The organism is Corallococcus sp. AS-1-12, from assembly GCF_020036995.1.
GTDB lineage: Bacteria > Myxococcota > Myxococcia > Myxococcales > Myxococcaceae > Corallococcus.
Window position 1 is genome coordinate 353,697 of record NZ_JAIQDD010000007.1, and the last position, 16,381, is coordinate 370,077.

The 16,381-nt window shown below is 71.6% G+C and carries 13 protein-coding genes; 7 read left to right on the top strand and 6 right to left on the bottom strand.

Features of this window, described 5'->3' with window-relative positions:
* Positions 1-177 precede the first annotated feature (177 nt).
* Positions 178-861, top strand: a complete 684-nt coding sequence (locus K8556_RS15185) for a hypothetical protein (protein WP_223740788.1) — start codon at positions 178-180, stop codon at positions 859-861.
* A gap of 10 nt (positions 862-871) precedes the next feature.
* On the opposite strand, the gene K8556_RS15190 is transcribed toward K8556_RS15185, so the two are convergent.
* Positions 872-1,594 carry a 1-acyl-sn-glycerol-3-phosphate acyltransferase gene (locus tag K8556_RS15190; protein ID WP_223740789.1) on the bottom strand — a complete coding sequence of 241 codons (723 nt, stop codon included), beginning with the start codon at positions 1,592-1,594 and terminating at the stop codon, positions 872-874.
* Between the two features lie 249 nt (positions 1,595-1,843).
* Between K8556_RS15190 and zwf the strand changes: the two genes are divergently transcribed.
* Genes zwf through gndA form a run of 3 tightly spaced genes read left to right on the top strand, consistent with a single transcriptional unit; the run spans position 1,844 to position 5,497 of the window.
* Positions 1,844-3,385 carry a glucose-6-phosphate dehydrogenase gene (gene zwf / locus K8556_RS15195; protein ID WP_223740790.1) on the top strand — a complete coding sequence of 514 codons (1,542 nt, stop codon included), beginning with the start codon at positions 1,844-1,846 and terminating at the stop codon, positions 3,383-3,385.
* Positions 3,382-4,047: a 6-phosphogluconolactonase gene (gene pgl / locus K8556_RS15200; RefSeq protein ID WP_223740791.1), complete on the top strand. Its 666-nt coding sequence runs from the start codon at positions 3,382-3,384 to the stop codon at positions 4,045-4,047. Before zwf ends, pgl begins: the two co-directional genes overlap by 4 nt.
* 22 nt (positions 4,048-4,069) lie before the next feature.
* The gene (gene gndA, locus K8556_RS15205; RefSeq protein ID WP_223740792.1) at positions 4,070-5,497 is read left to right on the top strand and encodes an NADP-dependent phosphogluconate dehydrogenase; all 1,428 of its coding nucleotides are present in this window, start codon (positions 4,070-4,072) and stop codon (positions 5,495-5,497) included.
* Between the two features lie 22 nt (positions 5,498-5,519).
* Here the strand turns inward: gndA and K8556_RS15210 are convergent, their stop codons facing one another.
* The 4 genes from K8556_RS15210 to K8556_RS15225 all read right to left on the bottom strand — a co-directional run bounded on the left by K8556_RS15210 (position 5,520) and on the right by K8556_RS15225 (position 8,945).
* A complete protein-coding gene (locus K8556_RS15210) occupies positions 5,520-7,148 on the bottom strand; it encodes an acyl-CoA synthetase (RefSeq protein WP_223740793.1) in 1,629 nt (542 codons plus the stop codon).
* 127 nt (positions 7,149-7,275) lie between these two features.
* A complete protein-coding gene (locus K8556_RS15215) occupies positions 7,276-8,109 on the bottom strand; it encodes a zf-HC2 domain-containing protein (protein WP_223740794.1) in 834 nt (277 codons plus the stop codon).
* Entirely contained in the window at positions 8,106-8,663 is a 558-nt protein-coding gene (locus K8556_RS15220; RefSeq protein WP_223740795.1) for an RNA polymerase sigma factor, read from the bottom strand. The genes K8556_RS15215 and K8556_RS15220 overlap by 4 nt, the downstream gene beginning before the upstream one ends.
* 111 nt (positions 8,664-8,774) lie before the next feature.
* On the bottom strand, positions 8,775-8,945 hold the full coding sequence (locus K8556_RS15225) for a hypothetical protein (protein WP_223740796.1): 171 nt from the start codon (positions 8,943-8,945) through the stop codon (positions 8,775-8,777).
* Positions 8,946-9,091: 146 nt separating this feature from the next.
* Between K8556_RS15225 and K8556_RS15230 the strand changes: the two genes are divergently transcribed.
* Positions 9,092-10,099 (top strand): cupin-like domain-containing protein, encoded by a 1,008-nt coding sequence (locus K8556_RS15230; protein ID WP_304503968.1) that lies wholly within the window; start codon positions 9,092-9,094, stop codon positions 10,097-10,099.
* A gap of 5 nt (positions 10,100-10,104) precedes the next feature.
* On the opposite strand, the gene K8556_RS15235 is transcribed toward K8556_RS15230, so the two are convergent.
* Positions 10,105-12,858 carry a CHAT domain-containing protein gene (locus K8556_RS15235; RefSeq protein WP_223740797.1) on the bottom strand — a complete coding sequence of 918 codons (2,754 nt, stop codon included), beginning with the start codon at positions 12,856-12,858 and terminating at the stop codon, positions 10,105-10,107.
* 553 nt (positions 12,859-13,411) lie between these two features.
* Here K8556_RS15235 and K8556_RS15240 point away from each other — a divergent pair.
* Together K8556_RS15240 and K8556_RS15245 are read left to right on the top strand one after the other, a co-directional pair.
* Positions 13,412-14,440, top strand: coding sequence for a polysaccharide lyase (locus K8556_RS15240; protein WP_223740798.1), 1,029 nt, complete (start codon positions 13,412-13,414; stop codon positions 14,438-14,440).
* A gap of 191 nt (positions 14,441-14,631) precedes the next feature.
* Positions 14,632-16,167 (top strand): S1 family peptidase, encoded by a 1,536-nt coding sequence (locus K8556_RS15245; protein ID WP_223740799.1) that lies wholly within the window; start codon positions 14,632-14,634, stop codon positions 16,165-16,167.
* Positions 16,168-16,381: the final 214 nt, after the last annotated feature.

The window sequence follows — 16,381 nt, forward strand, 5'->3', positions numbered from 1 at the left end:
GTGCGCCATGCGCCGCGCGGGAGCGCGAACCACGTGGGATTCCACACGTTTGCGCTCGCGCGGCGTCCCTTCCCCAGGTCCACGCACCCATGCCGCAAGCCTGCCCGGCGCGCGGAGGTGCATCCGCGATCGGATTGATGGTCCACGCGTCGCGGGGCCAGTGCACAATGCGCCGCCATGCTTTCCGGTGTCTTCTCCCCGCTCGGCATCCTCGCGTCCCTGCTCGTCCTGGGCGCCCTGGTCCTCGCCACGCTGTTCCAGCTCAAGCGCCGCCAGCGCGCCGCGTGGGAGGCGTTCGCGAAGGCGCACGGCCTCTCCATCGCGGAGCGGCGGATGGAGGTGCAGGGGCGCTATCAGGGGCGGCCGCTGCTGCTGGCCACGGGCAAGCGCGGCGCGGGCGGCAAGAAGCGCCACACCGTGACGGTGCTGCGGCTGGACCTGGAGGGCGCGCTGCCCGCGGACCTGCTGCTGGAGCACGAGCGCCCCGAGGACAAGCTCCCCGGCGCCGCCACCCCGCGCGAGGAGCTGCTGGGTGACGCGGAGCTGGACGCGGCCTTCCAGGTGGAGGGGCTGGCCCCGGAGGCGCGCCCCGTGCTGTTGGAGCCGGGCGTGCGCCAGCGCCTGCTGGGACTCAAGGGCCACCGCCGCGTGAGCATCAAGGGCGGCTGGCTCCAGGTGGAGCAGCGCGGCGTCCCCGCGAGCTCCGCCGCGCTGGAGGCGTTGCTCCGCGCGCCCCACGACCTGGCCCGCGCCGTCTCCGAGGCCGCCCCCGCGCTGCCCGCGACGAGCGCGGTGGAGGCCGCGCCGCACGCGGAGGCGTCGCGGATGGACGAGGAGCTGCCCGGCTCCGAGCACGCCTGAGGGCGGCGCTTCAGCCCACCCGCGCGAGCGCCTCCACGTACTGCTCGCGCACGCGCGCGGCCAGGGCCGCCGAGTCCGGCCCGAACGTCTCCGGCGGCAGCGCGGGCATCACCCGCACCGTGACGGTGGCGCGGGGGCTCATCCACGGCCCGTCCCCATCCACCAGCTCCCGCGTGCCGCGCACCAGCACCGGCACCACCGGCACGTGCTCCTCCAGCGCCAGTTGGAACGCGCCGCGCTTGAAGGGCAACAGCTCCCCGGACGAGTACGTGCCCTCCGGGAAGATGAGCACCGGGATGCCCTTGCGGAGCCACCGGCGGCACGGGCCCAGCAACTGCTCCATGGACGTGGAGCTGCCGCGCACGATGGGCACGTAGCCCAGCAGCGTCATCATCCAGCCCACCAGCGGCGTGCGGAACAGCGACGCCTTCGCCACGAACTTGTACGGCGTGAACAGCCCCATCACCGCGAGGATGTCCGCGAACGACTGGTGATTGACGACGTAGACGCACGGCCCCCTGGGCAACAGCTCCCGTCCCTCCACCCGCACGCGCCAGCCGGGGGACGCGTGCAGCCACAACCCGTAGCACCAGCGGCACACCAGCACGTGCAGCCACTGGCGGTTCGGATCCAACGGGTACGCCACCACGAACAACACCGCGCCCAACGTGAAGAGGATGGGCGCGGTGACCAGGAACAGCGCGAAGAACCACAGCGAGACGACGTAGCGCATGCGAGAGGGGAGGACTCCGTTCAGCGCGACGCCGGAGGCGTCAGGTCCGCCGCCAGGAGTACCATGTTCCCACCGCCCCCTCACGCCCGGCCGCCCGTGCGCTCACCGGAGGAGCCTTGACGAGAGCGCGGGAGCGCCCGAGCGCCGGGGCAGGCAAGACGTCAGGCCCGCGTCATTCTCCTGCAATGCGCTTGCAGGGCCGCCAGATTAGCGCCTTAAGGTTCCCGGCGAACCCGGAGGGAGAACCGCATGGACGCGCAGGGAGTGCACATCGAAACCCATCCCCGTGAGGGCGAACCGGTGTTCAGCGCGGGGCGCCCGGACCCCTGCACCCTGGTCCTCTTCGGTGCCACGGGCGACCTGGCCGAACGCAAACTATTCCCCGCCCTCTTCGAGCTCGCCCGCTCCGGCCTGCTCCCCGAGCACTTCGCCATCGTCGCCTTCAGCCGCTCCAAGCTGGAGGACGCGTCCTTCCGCGAGCACGTGAAGGAGGGCCTCAAGAAGTTCGCCCGCACGCAGCCGCTCGACGAGGCCACCTGGAAGCGCTTCTCGGAGGCCATCGAGACCGCCTCCGGCGGCTACGACGACCCGGAGGCCTTCAAGCGCCTGGGCCAGAAGCTCCAGGACATCTCCCGGCGCCACAAGACGGACGGCAACAAGCTCTATTACATGGCCACGCCGGCCTCCACGTTCCCGCAGATCATCCACAGCCTCTCCAGCGCGGGGTTGATCAATCGCGAGGAGCAGCCGGGAGAGAAGCCCTGGAGCCGGCTCATCATCGAGAAGCCCTTCGGCCACGACCTGGAGAGCGCCAAGGCCCTCAACAGGACGCTGGGCTCGGCGCTGGACGAGAAGCAGATCTTCCGCATCGACCACTACCTGGGCAAGGAGACGGTGCAGAACATCCTGGTGTTCCGCTTCGCCAACGCCATCTTCGAGCCGCTCTGGAACCGCCAGCACATCGACCACGTCGAGATCACCGCGGCGGAGGCCATTGGCGTGGAGGGCCGCGGCGGCTTCTACGACGAGACGGGCGTCATCCGGGACATGGTGCAGAACCACCTGCTCCAGGTGCTGGCCCTGTGCGCCATGGAGCCCCCGGTGTCCTTCGCCGCGGAGGACATCCGCGATGAGAAGACCAAGGTCTTCCGCGCGCTGCGCCCCGTCGAGGGCGGCGAGGTGCCCCAGCACGTGGTGGTGGGCCAGTACGAGGGCTACCAGGACGAGAAGGGCGTGAAGAAGGGCTCGCGCACGCCCACCTACGTGGCGATGAAGATGAACATCGACTCGTGGCGCTGGCAGGGCGTGCCCTTCTACCTGCGCGCGGGCAAGAACCTGAAGAAGCGCCTGACGGAGGTTTCCATCCACTTCAAGTCGGTGCCCATCGGCCTGTTCAGCGGCGGCGGCGCCACCTGCCAGCGGCTGCAGCCCAACGTGCTCACGCTGCGCATCCAGCCGCACGAAGGCATCGCGCTGTCCTTCGAGTCCAAGATCCCCGGCGAGGACGTCAACATCGGCGGCGTCACCATGGACATGGACTACGCGGAGAGCTTCAAGAAGCCCGTGCCGGAGGCGTACGAGCGGCTGCTGCTGGACTGCATGCGCGGCAACGCCACCCTCTTCGCGCGCCAGGACAGCGTGGAGCAGGCGTGGGGCTACATCACGCCCATCCTCCAGGCGCTGGAGACGGACGCGGGCGGCACGGTCCACACCTACGCCAAGGGCAGCAAGGGCCCCGACGCCGCGGACGCGCTGCCCGCGAAGAACGGCCGGCGGTGGTCCCCGCTATGAGCCCGCCCCTCATCGTCCCCCCGGAGCGGCTGGCCCGCGAGGCCGCGGACTGGATGGCGCGCGAGCTGGAAGAGGCGCTCGCGACGAAGCCCCGCGCGAGCCTGGCCCTGTCGGGCGGCAACACGCCCAGGCCCGCGTACCGGCTGCTCGCGGACCACAAGCTCCCCTGGGAGCGCGTGGACGTGTACTTCGTGGACGAGCGCTTCGTGCCGCCGGACCACAAGGACAGCAACTACCTGCTGGTGAAGGAGTCGCTGCTCGCGCCGCTGAAGCTGCCGGACGCGCAGGTGTTCCGCATGCAGGGCGAGCGCACGGACCGCGACGCCGCCGCGCGCGACTACGAGAAGACGCTGCCCGCGAAGCTGGACGTGGTGCTCATCGGCGTGGGCGAGGACGGCCACACCGCGAGCCTCATGCCCGGCCACCCGGCCCTCCAGGAGCGCACGCGGCGGGTGCTGGCGGTGGAGCAGAGCGCCAAGCCGCCGCCGTGGCGGATGACGCTGACGTTCCCCGTGCTCCAGGGCGCGGGGGCGGTGCTGGGGCTGGTGGCCGGCGAGGGCAAGCGGGACGCCATGCGGCGAATCCTCGCGGGCGATATGTCCCTGCCCGCGTCGCACGTGACGAACACGCAGTGGATGTTGGACCCCGCCGCCCACGGGTGAGGCGGCCCCTCTGGAGGGAACGATGAGCACACAGACGAAGCCGGCGCAGTTCGGCGTGGCGGGCATGGGCGTGATGGGCGCGAGCCTGGCCCTCAACATCGCGGACCACGGCTTCAGCGTCGCCGTATGGGACCGCCACCCGGAGAGCATCCAGAAGGTCCTGCGGGAGAACCCGAAGCAGGCCCTGCAGGGCTTCCCGGAGCTGGAGAAGTTCGTCGCCGGCCTGGAGCGCCCGCGCCGCATCCTCCTGATGATTACGGCCGGCGCCCCCGTGGATGAGATGCTGGGCCGGCTGTTCCCGCTCCTGTCGCCCGGCGACGTCATCATGGACGCGGGCAACTCCTGGTACCTGGACACGCGCCGCCGCGAGGCCCTGTGCAAGGAGAAGGGCTTCCACTTCCTGGGCATCGGCGTGTCCGGCGGTGAGGAGGGCGCGCGCCACGGCCCGTCCATCATGCCCGGCGGCCCCAAGGACGCGTACGCGCTGGTGCAGCCGGTGCTGGAGGCCATCGCCGCGCGCAGCGAAGAGGGCCTGTGCGTCACCCACGTGGGCCCGGAGGGCGCGGGCCACTTCGTGAAGATGGTGCACAACGGCATCGAGTACGCGGACATGCAGTTGCTCGCGGAGACGTACGACGTGCTCCGCCGCGGCCTGGGCCTGGACACCGCGACGCTGGCCGACCTCTTCAGCAAGTGGAACGAGGGCATCGCCGAGTCGTTCCTCCTGGAGACCACCATCAAGGTGCTGCGCAAGCGCGACCCGGAGACGGGCAAGCCGCTGGTGGACATGGTGCTGGACAAGGCCGGCCAGAAGGGCACGGGCAAGTGGACGGTGCAGGTGGCGCTGGACCTGGGCGTGCCGGTGCCCTCCATCGCGTCCGCGCTGGACGCGCGCAACCTGTCCTCGCGCAAGGACGAGCGCGTGGCCGCGAGCCAGAAGCTCCACGGCCCCGACGTCTCCCTGTCCTCGGAGGAGAAGAAGGAGCTGGCGCAGTGGGCGCATGACGCGCTCTACGCGGCGCGCGTGGTGACGTACGCGCAGGGCATGCGGCTCATCCAGGCGGCGTCGGACGAGTACAAGTGGGGCGTGTCGCTGGCGGAGATGGCGCGCATCTGGCGGGGCGGCTGCATCATCCGCGCGAAGCTGCTCACCCCGCTGCGCGAGTCCTTCCAGCGCCAGCCCACGCTGCCCAACCTGATGGTGTCGGAGGCCTTCGCGCCCGTGCTGGACAAGCTGGCCCCGGCGTGGCGCAAGCTCGTGGGCGTCGCGACGAAGGCGGGCATCCCCGTGCCGGTGTTCAGCAGCAGCCTGGCGTACCTGGACAGCTACCGCAGCCCGGAGCTGCCGCAGAACCTCACCCAGGCCCAGCGCGACGCGTTCGGCGCGCACACGTACCAGCGCCGGGACAAGCCCGACGCCGGCTTCGTGCACTCGGACTGGCTGAAGTAGTCCCGCCGCCCCTGCGCGCCGCTCACCTCTTCTGGGTGGCGCGCAGCTCGGCGCGTCGGATCTTCCCGCTCACCGTCTTGGGCAGCTCCGCGACGAATTCAATCTCGCGCGGGTACTTGTAGGGCGCCGTGGTCTTCTTCACGAAGTCCTGCAGCTCCTGCGCGAGCTGGGGTGACGGCGTGTGGCCCGGCGTGAGCAGCACGTACGCCTTGATGCGGTGGCCCAGCTTGTCGTCCGGCACGCCGATGACGGCGGACTCCGCCACCGCCGGGTGCTCAATCAGCGCGGACTCCACCTCGAAGGGGCCCACGCGGTAGCCGGACGTCTTGATGACGTCGTCGGAGCGGCCCACGAACCACAGGTAGCCGTCCGCGTCGCGCACCGCGCGGTCGCCGGTGACGTACCAGTCCCCCCGGCTGCTGGCGGCGTTGGCCGCGTCGTCGTGGAGGTAGCCCGCGAACAGGCCCACCGGCCGCTCCGGCTTCACGCGCACGGCGATGTCGCCCTCGTGCCCGTCCGCCACCTCGTCGCCGTGCTCGTCGATGACGGCCACGGTGAAGCCCGGGGACGGCTTGCCCATGGAGCCCACGCGCGGCTCCATGCCGGGGAAGATGCCGACGATGACCACCGTCTCCGTCTGGCCGTAGCCCTCGCGGATGTGCAGCCCGGTGGCCTCCTTCCACGTCTGGATGACCTCCGGGTTGAGCGGCTCGCCCGCGCTCAGCGAGTGGCGCAGCGAGGACAGCTCCACCGCCTTCAGGTCCTGGAGCACCAGCGCGCGCCACGCGGTGGGCGGCGCGCAGAAGGTCGTCACCCGCTCCCGCTCCAGCACCTTCAGGAAGGCCATGGGGTCGAACCGGCCGCGGAAGTCGTACACGACGTTGCACGCGCCCACGCTCCACGGGCCGAAGAGCTTGCCCCACGCGCACTTCGCCCAGCCGGTGTCGCTGAGCGTGAGGTGCCGGTCCTCCGGCGTCAGGTCCAACCAGTAGCGGCCGGTGATGAGGTGCCCCTGGCCGTAGCTGGCCTGCGTGTGCAGCACCATCTTCGGCATGCCCGTGGTGCCGGACGTGAAGTAGATGAGCAGCGGCTCATCCGAGCGCGTGGGCGGGAACGCCGTCGCCTGGGATTCCGCCAACGGCTCCGGCGCATAGCGCGTCCACGGCGGAGGCGCGTCGCCGGTGGACACCCACGTCGTCACGCCGGGGGCCTGCCCGAGCACGCCCTCGAAGCGGTCCAGGCAGCTTGCGTCGGTGAGGACGGCCTTCGCGCCGGAGACCTCCAGCCGGTAGCGGATGTCCTTGGCGGTGAGCATGGGCGTGCCGGGCATGAAGACGATGCCCGCGCGGATGCAGCCCAGCACCAGGAACCACCACTCCGGCACGCGCGGCATCAGGATGAAGACCCGGTCGCCGCGCTTCAGGCCCAGCCCGGTGAGGAAGCGCGCCGCGTGCAGCGAGCGCTCCTTCAGGTCCTGGAAGGTGAAGCGCTGGGAGCGCCCGGACTCGTCGGACCACTGGAGCGCGGGGGCCTGGGGCCGCTCGGCCGCGTGCCGGTCGATGACGTCCGTGGCGAAGTTGAAGTGCGCCGGCCGCTCCCACCGGAAGTCACGGCGGGTGGACGCGTAGTCGGCGGATGGGGACTCGGGCATGGGCGGCTCCTGGAGTGTTCCGACAACCCCAGCAGCCTGTCACGTCATCCCGAGCGGTGAGGCGAAACCCCGCGCGAAAGCGCCCGGTGGTGGACGCTCATGACGCGCGGGGGGAGTCCCGCGTGCTTCAGCGGGCGGCGGCGCGCAGCTCTTCCGCCAGCTTGCGCGCTTCGTCGCTCCAGCCCGGCTCGCCCAGCGCGGCCACCTGGTCGAAGTCGCGCGCGGCGGGCTCCTTCTGGCCCAGCGCGCTCAGCGCGAGCCCGCGGTTCCACAGCGCCTGCGGGTGGCGCGGATCCGCGCGCACCACCGGATCCAACAGCGACAGCGCGTCCTGGTAGCGGCCGTTCTGCAGCGCCACCACCGACAGGTCCACGTTGCGCGCCGCCGACGCGGGCTCGCGCGCCAGCACCGCCTGCGCCTGCTGCCACTGGCCGTGCAGCACGTAGGCCGCGACGATGCCGCGGAAGTCCTTGCGCTCCTCCATCTCCGCCAGCGGGCGCAGCGGCAGGGTGCCCTTCCCGGCCTCCACGGTGTCCGCGTCACCGAGCATGGGGCTGTAGCGGCGCCACTTGTCCGCGCGCGGATCCGACAGGCGGGCCTCCAGCTCGCGCGTGGTGTGGTTCTCCAGGAAGACGACCGCCGGCACGTCGCCCGCGGCGGGCATCATGCGCGGCACGAAGACGGCGCAGAGGCTGGCGGCCATGGCCAGCGGCACCACCACGCGCGCGTTCCTGCGCACCCACGCGCCCAGCGCCACCACGTTGCCCTCCGGCTTCGCGGCCGGCGCCTCCGCCACGCCCGTGCCCAGGGCCCGCGCCGCCAGCAGCTCCAACTGGAGCAGGTCCCGCAGGCCCCCCTCGCAGGCGGCACAGCGCGGCAGGTGGTTCCGGAACCCTTCGGCGTCGGACTCGGACAGCTCGCCGTCCATGAAGAGGTGCAACCGGGTGCAATGCGCGTTCATGACTGGACTCCCCGCTCCCGGGCCACGGCGACGCTCGGAAGCAGCAGTTCCCGCAGGTCCCGGCGCGCCAGCGTCAGCCAGCTACCCACGGTTCCCACGGGAACGTTGAAATGTTCGGCGATGGCCTGATAGCGGCGGCCTTCGGCGTGAAGCTTGTACGCGTCCCGCAGGTGCGGCTTGAGCTGCTCGATGGCCGCCTGGAACGCGTCGTTGCCCACCAGCTCCCAGTTCTCCTGGTCGCCATCCCCCGTCACCGGCAGGTCCTGCACCAGCGCCAGGTGCGGCAGCCCCCGGCTCTCCGTGCGCTGCCGGCGGCAGTGGTCCAGGAACCGGTTCGTCATCGTCGTGCACAGCCACGCCGCGCACGCCGCTTCCGTCCGGTCCTTCAGGTGGCCAAACTCCGGCAACGCCCGCTCGAAGGCCTCCTGGACCAGGTCCTCCGGGTCCAGGACGCCGCGGGCGCACAACCGCCGCGCCACCGCCAGCAGGCTGGGCCGGTGTCGCTGGATGAACGCCTCGAAGTGGCGCTTTTCCCGGTTGAAGAGATTGGCCATGACCCAAGGCCCCGAAGTGACTGGTGGGCTTTCCTGACTAAAGACGCCGAGCGGTTCGTTTCTTGAGAGAAAAATGCCCGGAAGGGCAGACAAGCCCGCCCGGCAGGCGGCTCAGCGGGCCCCTTCCGGCCCCGCCAGCAGGGGGGGAACCGACGGCGGCGGCAGCGGGCGGCGCCGCTTGGGGCCGCGCTCCGAGCAGTTGACGTACGAATTCTTCACGTGCGGCGCGCTGCGGTCCGGCTCGAAGGCATTGATGGGGGAGGACACGTCTCCGGGGATCATGGGTCGCTTCTCCTGGTACGGCGGAAGTCCGGCGAAAACCGGGGATGGGTAGAAAAAGACTGTTGGGCGTGGTCCATAGCACGGCTCGCCTCACCGACAGGAGTGGCCCCCAGGGTCATTCCTCCAAGGATTTCAAGGAGTTCTGAATGAACGAGGACAAGTCCCCGCTGCACCCCGCCTGGCGGCAGTGGCTGGCGGAGAACCTGGCATTGGGAGTGTCGGCGGAGGACGTACAGCAAACGCTGGTGCGGGCCGGGGTGGACCCGGCGCTGGCGCGGGAGGAGGTCGCCGCGGTGGGGCAGCACCCCTACTTCAAGGCGGCGCTCCAGGTGGCCCGGCACTTCGGGTGGCTGGAGTCGCTGATGGATGTCTACAGCGAGCTGCGCGCCCGGGACGGGGGGCGGGAGCTGGAGGTGCGCGAGGGGGTGTCCCCGGAGGAGTTCTTCCGCCGCTACTACCTGGGCCACCGGCCGGTGGTGCTGCGCGGCCTGATGGCGGACTGGCCCGCGCTCAAGCGCTGGTCGCTGCCGTACTTCCGCGAGCGGTTCGGCGCGGTGGAGGTGGAGGTGATGGTGGGGCGCGACGCCAACCCGGAGCACGCGGCCGAGCAGGACCGGCACCGGGCGCGGATGCCCTTCTCGGAGTTCCTCACCCGGGTGGAGACGGCCGGGGAGACGAACGACTTCTACATGGTGCCGCGCAACGAGAACTGGGGGCGCGAGGGGCTGGCGCCGCTGCGCGAGGACCTGCGGGCCCCCGCGGGGCTCATCGACCCGTCGCTCCGGGCGGATCAACTGACGCTGCTGCTGGGGCCCGCGGGCACCGTCACCCCGCTGCACCACGACAACATGAACATCCTGTTGGGCCAGGTGATGGGCCGCAAGCACGTGCGGCTGGTGCCGTCCTTCGAGCGCCACCGCGTGTACCCGCACCGGGGCACCTTCAGCCACGTGGACGCGGCGAAGCCGGACCTGGCCGCGCACCCGCTGTTCGCCGAGGCCACGGTGCTGGAGGCGGTGCTGGAGCCCGGAGACATGGTGTTCCTGCCGGTGGGCTGGTGGCACTGGGTGAAGGCGCTGGACGTGAGCGCCAGCGTCACCTTCCATCACTTCCTCGTGCCGGGAGGCAACACGCACCTGGACGCTCCCTTCTGAGCGGCTCAGTCCGCCCGCTCCACCAGCAGCACGGAGCGCGTCCAGACGGCGCGGGCGTCGCGCGCGAGCCACGCCTGGCGCTCGTCGCGCAGCGCGACGGCGGCGGGCTTGCCGGCGTGGATGCTCCGGCGCACGCCGTCGAAGAAGCGGCCCGCGGTCTCCGGGATGTCCACCGTGGAGGCCAGCACCGCGCGGGCCCCGGAGTCGATGAAGGCCGCGGGCAGGCTGAAGGGCTCCGTGGTCTGGGCCGCGGTGCGGCCCGCGCTGCACGCGGCCAGGAACACGGTGGGCGCGCCGGTGAGCTTCTGCTCGCGCACCACGTCCGCGGTGAGCGCGTAGCGGCCGTTCACCTCCGGTGACAGCACCACCAGCGACGCGCCGGAGATGCTGGGGTCGGTGATGCCGTGCGCGTGGATTTCAATCTCCGTGGCGTCCACCATCCGCTCCAGCACGCGCGAGGGCGTGGCGTCCGCGCCGGACAGCACGTCCGGCGGCGCGGCGCCGGGCTCCGGCTCCGGCGTCCACGAGGGGAGCCGGGGCAGTTGCAAGAGCGACGGCGCCTCCACGCCGGCCACCACCAGGCGGCGCGAGGCGGTGGACGCCGGCGCGGGGCGCGGCCCCTGCGTGCGGCCCAGGCGGAAGCTCCAGGCCAGCTCCGGCGGCAGCAGGTCCGTGCGGCCGAAGAGGGGCGTCCACGCGAACACGTCCACGTGCTCGCAGCCGGTGAGCGTCTGGCGCAGGGGCTCCGGCACCAGCCGGGACGAGTCCGCGCGGGCGACGGACTCGCGGCGCGAGCCGTCGTAGTAGCCCTTCACCTCGCCCTTGGGCCCCAGCGCCACCAGGGTGGTGCGCTCCGCGTGGACGCTGGCCGCCAGCGCGCACCGCGAAGGGACGGGCGTGCCCAGTTGCGCGGCCATCAGCGCCACCACCTTGGGGAACTCGCCGGCGCGGCCCGCGTCCGCCGCGAGCGACGAGTAGCTGAGCGCCCAGGTCTCACGCCCCAGCACGTCGCCGCGGGGCAGGGCCTCCGCGTCCTTGATGGCCTGCTTGAGGAGCGCCTCGCCCCGGGCCCGGTCCTGGTCCAGGAGGAAGCGGCCCTCCAGATAGCGCGTGTAGATGCGGTCGCTCTCCGGGACGGAGGGGCCCTCCAGGGCCTTGGTGGTGACCGTCTTCAGCCACTCCGCGTCGCGGGGGCCGGCGCCGAAGCGCGACAGCTCCGCGACCGTCGCGCCGAACACCAGCTCCATGGGGTTGTCCGCGCACGCGTCCGCCGCCTCCAGCTCGCGCCGCGCGGCGTCCGGCCGCAGGTCCAGGGAGTACAGGTGCGCCAGTTGCACGTGGGGCCAGGAGCAGCTCCGGGTGGCGCCTCGCGCGGCCCACTCCTCCAGGTAGGCGCGCGCGCTGCCCAGGTCGTTGCGGGAGCGCGACACGTGGCTGAGGATCTCCAGGACGTTGAACTCCGTCTCCCACTCGCGGAGCTGCCGCGCGCCCGCCCACAGCACGCGCGCGTGGGCTTCCGCCTCCGTGAGGCGCTGCTGATCCGTGTAGAAGATGGTCAGCCGGCGCTCCAGGTCCAGGCAGCGCACGGACAGCGTCGTCTCACGGCAGCGCTGGAGCGCGTTGAAGAGCCGCTGCTCGGCCTTCCACCACGCCCCTTCCGCGACCTCCTGGCGCGCCTGGTCCCGCTCCGCGATGTACGTGAACCAGGGGTCGCCCATGCGGCTGACGCGCGCGACCATGTCCTGCAGGCCCGTCAGGGAGCCGTTGCGGCCGCGCAGGAGCGCGCCCAGGTAGATGTCGTCGTCACCGGACGCGCGCGCCCGGTTCAGCAGCGCCTCCGGGACGGCGTGGCCCGCGCGCAGCGTCTCCGCGTACTGGCGCGCCAGGTCCGCCCGGCGGGAGAAGTCGCGCTTCGCCACGCGCTGCACGTAGTCCGTGAGCACGCTGCCGCCCTGCACCCGGTCCAGCTCCTTCGCCAGGGGCAGCAGCGCCAGCGCGCGCTCCTTCGACGCCGCGGCGCGCACGGCGTCATAGAAGATGCCGCGCACCGCGCCCGGGAGCTGCCGGGCCGCGTCCATGGGCAGCGGCGCCTTCGGGTCCTCCACCAGGGCCAGGGTCGCGTCGCGCGCGGCCTTCCACTGGCGCTGGCGCTCCAGCGTGGCCTCGCGCAGCGACAGCGCCTGGGCGTGGGCCTCGCGCCCCCAGCCCTGCTCGTTGCGCCTGGCCACCTCTTCGAACAGCTCCGACGCGCGCAGCGTCAGCCCCATCTCCCGGAACACCAGCGCGCGGTTCCACAGGGCCTGCGTCAGGCCGGGCTTCGCGGTGAGCGCCGCGTCCAGCAGGCGCAGCGCGTGCTCATGGTCTCCCCGGGCGAGCGCCACCGCCGCCAGGTCGCTGTCGCGCTCCGGCGAGGCCGGCAGGCGCTCCAGGAAGGAGGCCGCCTGGTTCCACTCGCCCTCCAGGGCATATGCCGCCGCGATGCCGCCCCAGTCCTCCCGGGCCTCCATGCGGGCGAGCGGGCCCAGGGGCATCGGCTCGGCGGGCACCGGGCAGCCCCCCGCGGGGGCGCGCGAGCGGTAGCGGTCCGCTTCCGGGTGCGTGAGGCGGGCCTCGATGCGGGCCGCCGCGCGGCGATCCGTCCAGAAGGTGTCAGGCAGGGGCTGCGGCTGCGCCCGGGGCTTCACGGCCGCGACGCCGGCCGCCAGGAGGGGGATGGCCATGGCCAGCGCCCAGAGACTCGTCTTCGCCGGCTTCACCATGCGGTCCCCTCGGGCGTCGCCCCCCCGCCGCCCCTCCGGGCCGTTCTACACCAACCTCCGACGAACGCCGACCTGGCCCCATCCCCTGCCTCCGGGCGTTCCATGACGCGGTGGGCAGCAAGGCGGTGGGAGAACAGGCGCATCGGATGTTTGGGGTGACACACGCACCAATAGACGGCCTGCTCCGCCGATCTTGAGAAAAGGCCCCACTTCCCACGTCCGGCGCGGGAGGGAGACAGGGCGCCGGGCCGTCAGGTTGTTGGGGGGATGACGCCCGGGGGCTCGGCTGCACGGCTGCTCCCGGCGAATGGTTTGAGCGCCCGCATCCACCCGGAATCACGCGCTTCGGCATGCCTGGGGAAGTGACGGGCGGCAGGGCCCCGTCCCCCTCGTACCCCACCAGGCGGCCCGGCGGGCGCGCGTGCGGCAGGGGGTTGGCAGGCGGGATGGGGCGGGAAGGCTTTTTTCCCGCCGCGTGTCCCCTGGGCCCAACCCGGACCGAAAGGACCCCTGTTTGAAGCGACTCCTTCAACTCGTTGCCGCGGCCTCCCTGATGCCCGCCCTGTCTTTCGCTGGCGTCATCTGGAAGGGCGACTTCGAGACCGGCAACACGTCCCAGTGGACGCGCCAACAGGCCGTTGCCAACAGCCGCTTGCAGGTCGTGACCGACGTGGTGCGTGACGGAAAGTACGCCCTCAAGGCCACGGTGAAGCAGGGCGACAACCCCATCAACGCCAGCGGCAACCGCAACGAGTTGCTCTACCTGACCCACGAGACGCAGGGGAAGGAGTACTACTACAAGTGGAGCACGCTCTTCCCCTCCAACTACCCGGTGCATGACTCGTGGCAGGTCATCACCCAGTGGCACCAGGAGAGCTGCTGTGGCTCGCCGCCGCTGGAGTTCTTCGTGCGCGGGGACAAGATCAACCTGCGCGTGGGCGGCAACACCACGCCCGTGCTGTGGCAGACGTCCATCAACAAGGGCAACTGGCACGACTTCGTGCTGCACGTGAAGTGGTCTTCCGACAAGAAGGTCGGCTTCGTGGAGCTGTGGCACAACGGCGAGCACGTGCTGCCGAAGACCTACGGCGCCAACCAGTTCGGCAAGGAGCTGAACTACCTGAAGATGGGCCTGTACCGCGACAACGTCATCAAGCCCGAAGGGACCATCTTCCACGACGGCTTCACCATGGCGACGACGCTCGAGGACGTGATGCCGCCCGCGCCCGCGCCGGTGGAGGAGACGCCCGCGCCCACGCCCGTGCCGGATGACACGACCATCCCGCAGGAAGACCCCACGCCGGTGACGGAGACGCCCGTGGCGGAGAGCCCGGTGACGCAGACGCCGCAGTTGCCCACCACCCAGTTCCCCAGCGTGGGCGGGCAGCCCCCCACCTCCACGCCCGTGTCCAACAACCCCAATGGCCTGCCGGACTCGGCGGACGCCATGGCGGGGGGCTGCAGCGCGTCCGGAACGTCCGGCACCCTGCCCTTCGCCGGGGCCCTGCTGATGCTGGGCGCTGTCGCGCTGCGCCGCCGCCGGGCCCCCGCCCGCGCGCTGGCCCCGCGCGCGAAGCGCTGACTTCCGCCCGTCACCGAAGCAAGTCCAGAGGCCCGGTGCGTCACATGACGCACCGGGCCTTCTTGTCTCCGGGGACTTTCTTCGGCCACACAAAAATGTCGGAGAATTTAAGCAATTCTTGAATTGTTTGATTATCTCGGCTCAGTCGGGTTTCACTCCGGGCTCCCCCGCAGCACGAAAGGCAGGACCCGATGAAGCGGACCTCCGGGCTGTTCTCCACCGCGACGGCGCTGTTCGCTGGCGCCACGTTGAGCGTCATTCCCACGATGGCGATGGCGGCGCCCTCCCCGGCGGAGGCGGCGCTGGCGCACGACGTGTCGCCCGAGCTGCTCTCCGCGATGCAGCGGGACCTGGGCCTGACGGCGGACGGCGCGAAGCGGCGGCTGGCGTCGGAGGCGGCGGCGGTGCGCGTGGAGGGCGCCCTGCGCGCGGAGTTGGGCGAGCGCTTTGGCGGCGCGTGGATGAGCGCGGACGGCGGCGCGCTGGTGGTGGGCGTGACGACGGACGCGGACGCGGACGCGGTGCGCCGCGCGGGGGCGGTGCCCCAGAAGGTGAAGTACACGCAGGCGGAGCTGGAGGCGGTGAAGGCCCGGCTGGACCGCGACAGCCGGATGGCGGGCCGCGCCGTGCATGCCTGGTACGTGGACGTGATGACGAACAGCGTTGTGGTGCTGGCGCAGGACTCCGCGCTGACGGGCGGCACGGACTTCGTCGCGAAGGCGGGCGTGAAGCACCCCGCGGTGCGCACGGTGCCGTCGCGCGAGGAGTTCCAGCCGGTGTACGACCTGCGCGGCGGTGACGCGTACTACCCGGGCGGCTCGCGCTGCTCCATCGGCTTCCCGGTGGCGGGCGGCTTCGTGACGGCGGGCCACTGCGGCGGGCCGGGCACGGGCACCAGCGGCTTCAACGGCGTGGCGCAGGGCACGGTGGTGGCGGCGAGCTGGCCCGGCAACGACTACGCCTGGGTGCGCACCAACGGCTCGTGGGGCTCGCAGCCGTGGGTGAACAACTACGCGGGCGCCAACGTGCTGGTGCAGGGCTCGCAGGAGGCGGGCGTCAACGCGTCCGTGTGCCGCTCGGGCTCCACCACGGGCTGGCGCTGCGGCGTCATCACGGGGAAGAACGTCACGGTGAACTACTCCGCGGGCCCGGTGTACGGCCTCACGGCGTCCAGCGCGTGCGCGGAGGGCGGTGACTCCGGCGGCTCATGGCTGTCCGGCAACCAGGCGCAGGGCGTGACGTCCGGCGCGGGCGGCAACTGCACCTCCGGCGGCAACACCGTCTTCCAGCCGCTCCTCCCCATCCTGAGCGCCTACGGCCTGTCGCTCACCACCACGGGCGGTGGCGGCACGGGCGGCCCCATCATCGGCCTGGCGAACAAGTGCATCGACGTGCCGAACTCCAACAGCAACGACGGCACCCGGCTGCAGCTCTGGGACTGCAACGGCACCAACGCGCAGAAGTGGACCTTCATGTCGGACGGCACCGTGCGCGCGTTCGGCAAGTGCATGGACGTGGCCTGGGGCTCCAGCGCCAACGGCACGGCCATCCAGTTGGTGAGCTGCAACGGCAACCCCGCGCAGCAGTTCATCCTCTCCGGCGCCGGTGACCTGGTGAACCCCCAGGCCAACAAGTGCGTGGACGTGACGGGCGGCAACTCCGCCAGCGGCACCCCGCTGCAGCTCTGGGAGTGCAACGGCACCGCCGCGCAGAAGTGGCGCCGGTAGCCGCTCCCCGCCGCGCCTGAAACGAAGAAGCGCGGGCCCCCGGTGTGGTGGGGACCCGCGCTTCGTCGTTTGCAGCGGGCGATGGCTGGGTCAGGGGGACACCGCTGATGCGGTTACCCATTTGGACATGGCTCTAATACCACTTAGTCGGTTGTTGAAGCCGCCGGTCGATCATGATCTACGGTCGCGATGGACCGGCGGACGCTGAAGCGAC

What these genes read in the sequence shown, in the direction of transcription:
- K8556_RS15185 (WP_223740788.1), top strand. Translation starts at nt 178, where the DNA reads ATGCTTTCCGGTGTCTTCTCCCCGCTCGGCATCCTCGCGTCCCTGCTC.
- K8556_RS15190 (WP_223740789.1), bottom strand. Translation starts at nt 1,594, where the DNA reads ATGCGCTACGTCGTCTCGCTGTGGTTCTTCGCGCTGTTCCTGGTCACC.
- zwf (WP_223740790.1), top strand. Translation starts at nt 1,844, where the DNA reads ATGGACGCGCAGGGAGTGCACATCGAAACCCATCCCCGTGAGGGCGAA.
- pgl (WP_223740791.1), top strand. Translation starts at nt 3,382, where the DNA reads ATGAGCCCGCCCCTCATCGTCCCCCCGGAGCGGCTGGCCCGCGAGGCC.
- gndA (WP_223740792.1), top strand. Translation starts at nt 4,070, where the DNA reads ATGAGCACACAGACGAAGCCGGCGCAGTTCGGCGTGGCGGGCATGGGC.
- K8556_RS15210 (WP_223740793.1), bottom strand. Translation starts at nt 7,148, where the DNA reads ATGCCCGAGTCCCCATCCGCCGACTACGCGTCCACCCGCCGTGACTTC.
- K8556_RS15215 (WP_223740794.1), bottom strand. Translation starts at nt 8,109, where the DNA reads ATGAACGCGCATTGCACCCGGTTGCACCTCTTCATGGACGGCGAGCTG.
- K8556_RS15220 (WP_223740795.1), bottom strand. Translation starts at nt 8,663, where the DNA reads ATGGCCAATCTCTTCAACCGGGAAAAGCGCCACTTCGAGGCGTTCATC.
- K8556_RS15225 (WP_223740796.1), bottom strand. Translation starts at nt 8,945, where the DNA reads ATGATCCCCGGAGACGTGTCCTCCCCCATCAATGCCTTCGAGCCGGAC.
- K8556_RS15230 (WP_304503968.1), top strand. Translation starts at nt 9,092, where the DNA reads ATGAACGAGGACAAGTCCCCGCTGCACCCCGCCTGGCGGCAGTGGCTG.
- K8556_RS15235 (WP_223740797.1), bottom strand. Translation starts at nt 12,858, where the DNA reads ATGGTGAAGCCGGCGAAGACGAGTCTCTGGGCGCTGGCCATGGCCATC.
- K8556_RS15240 (WP_223740798.1), top strand. Translation starts at nt 13,412, where the DNA reads ATGCCCGCCCTGTCTTTCGCTGGCGTCATCTGGAAGGGCGACTTCGAG.
- K8556_RS15245 (WP_223740799.1), top strand. Translation starts at nt 14,632, where the DNA reads ATGAAGCGGACCTCCGGGCTGTTCTCCACCGCGACGGCGCTGTTCGCT.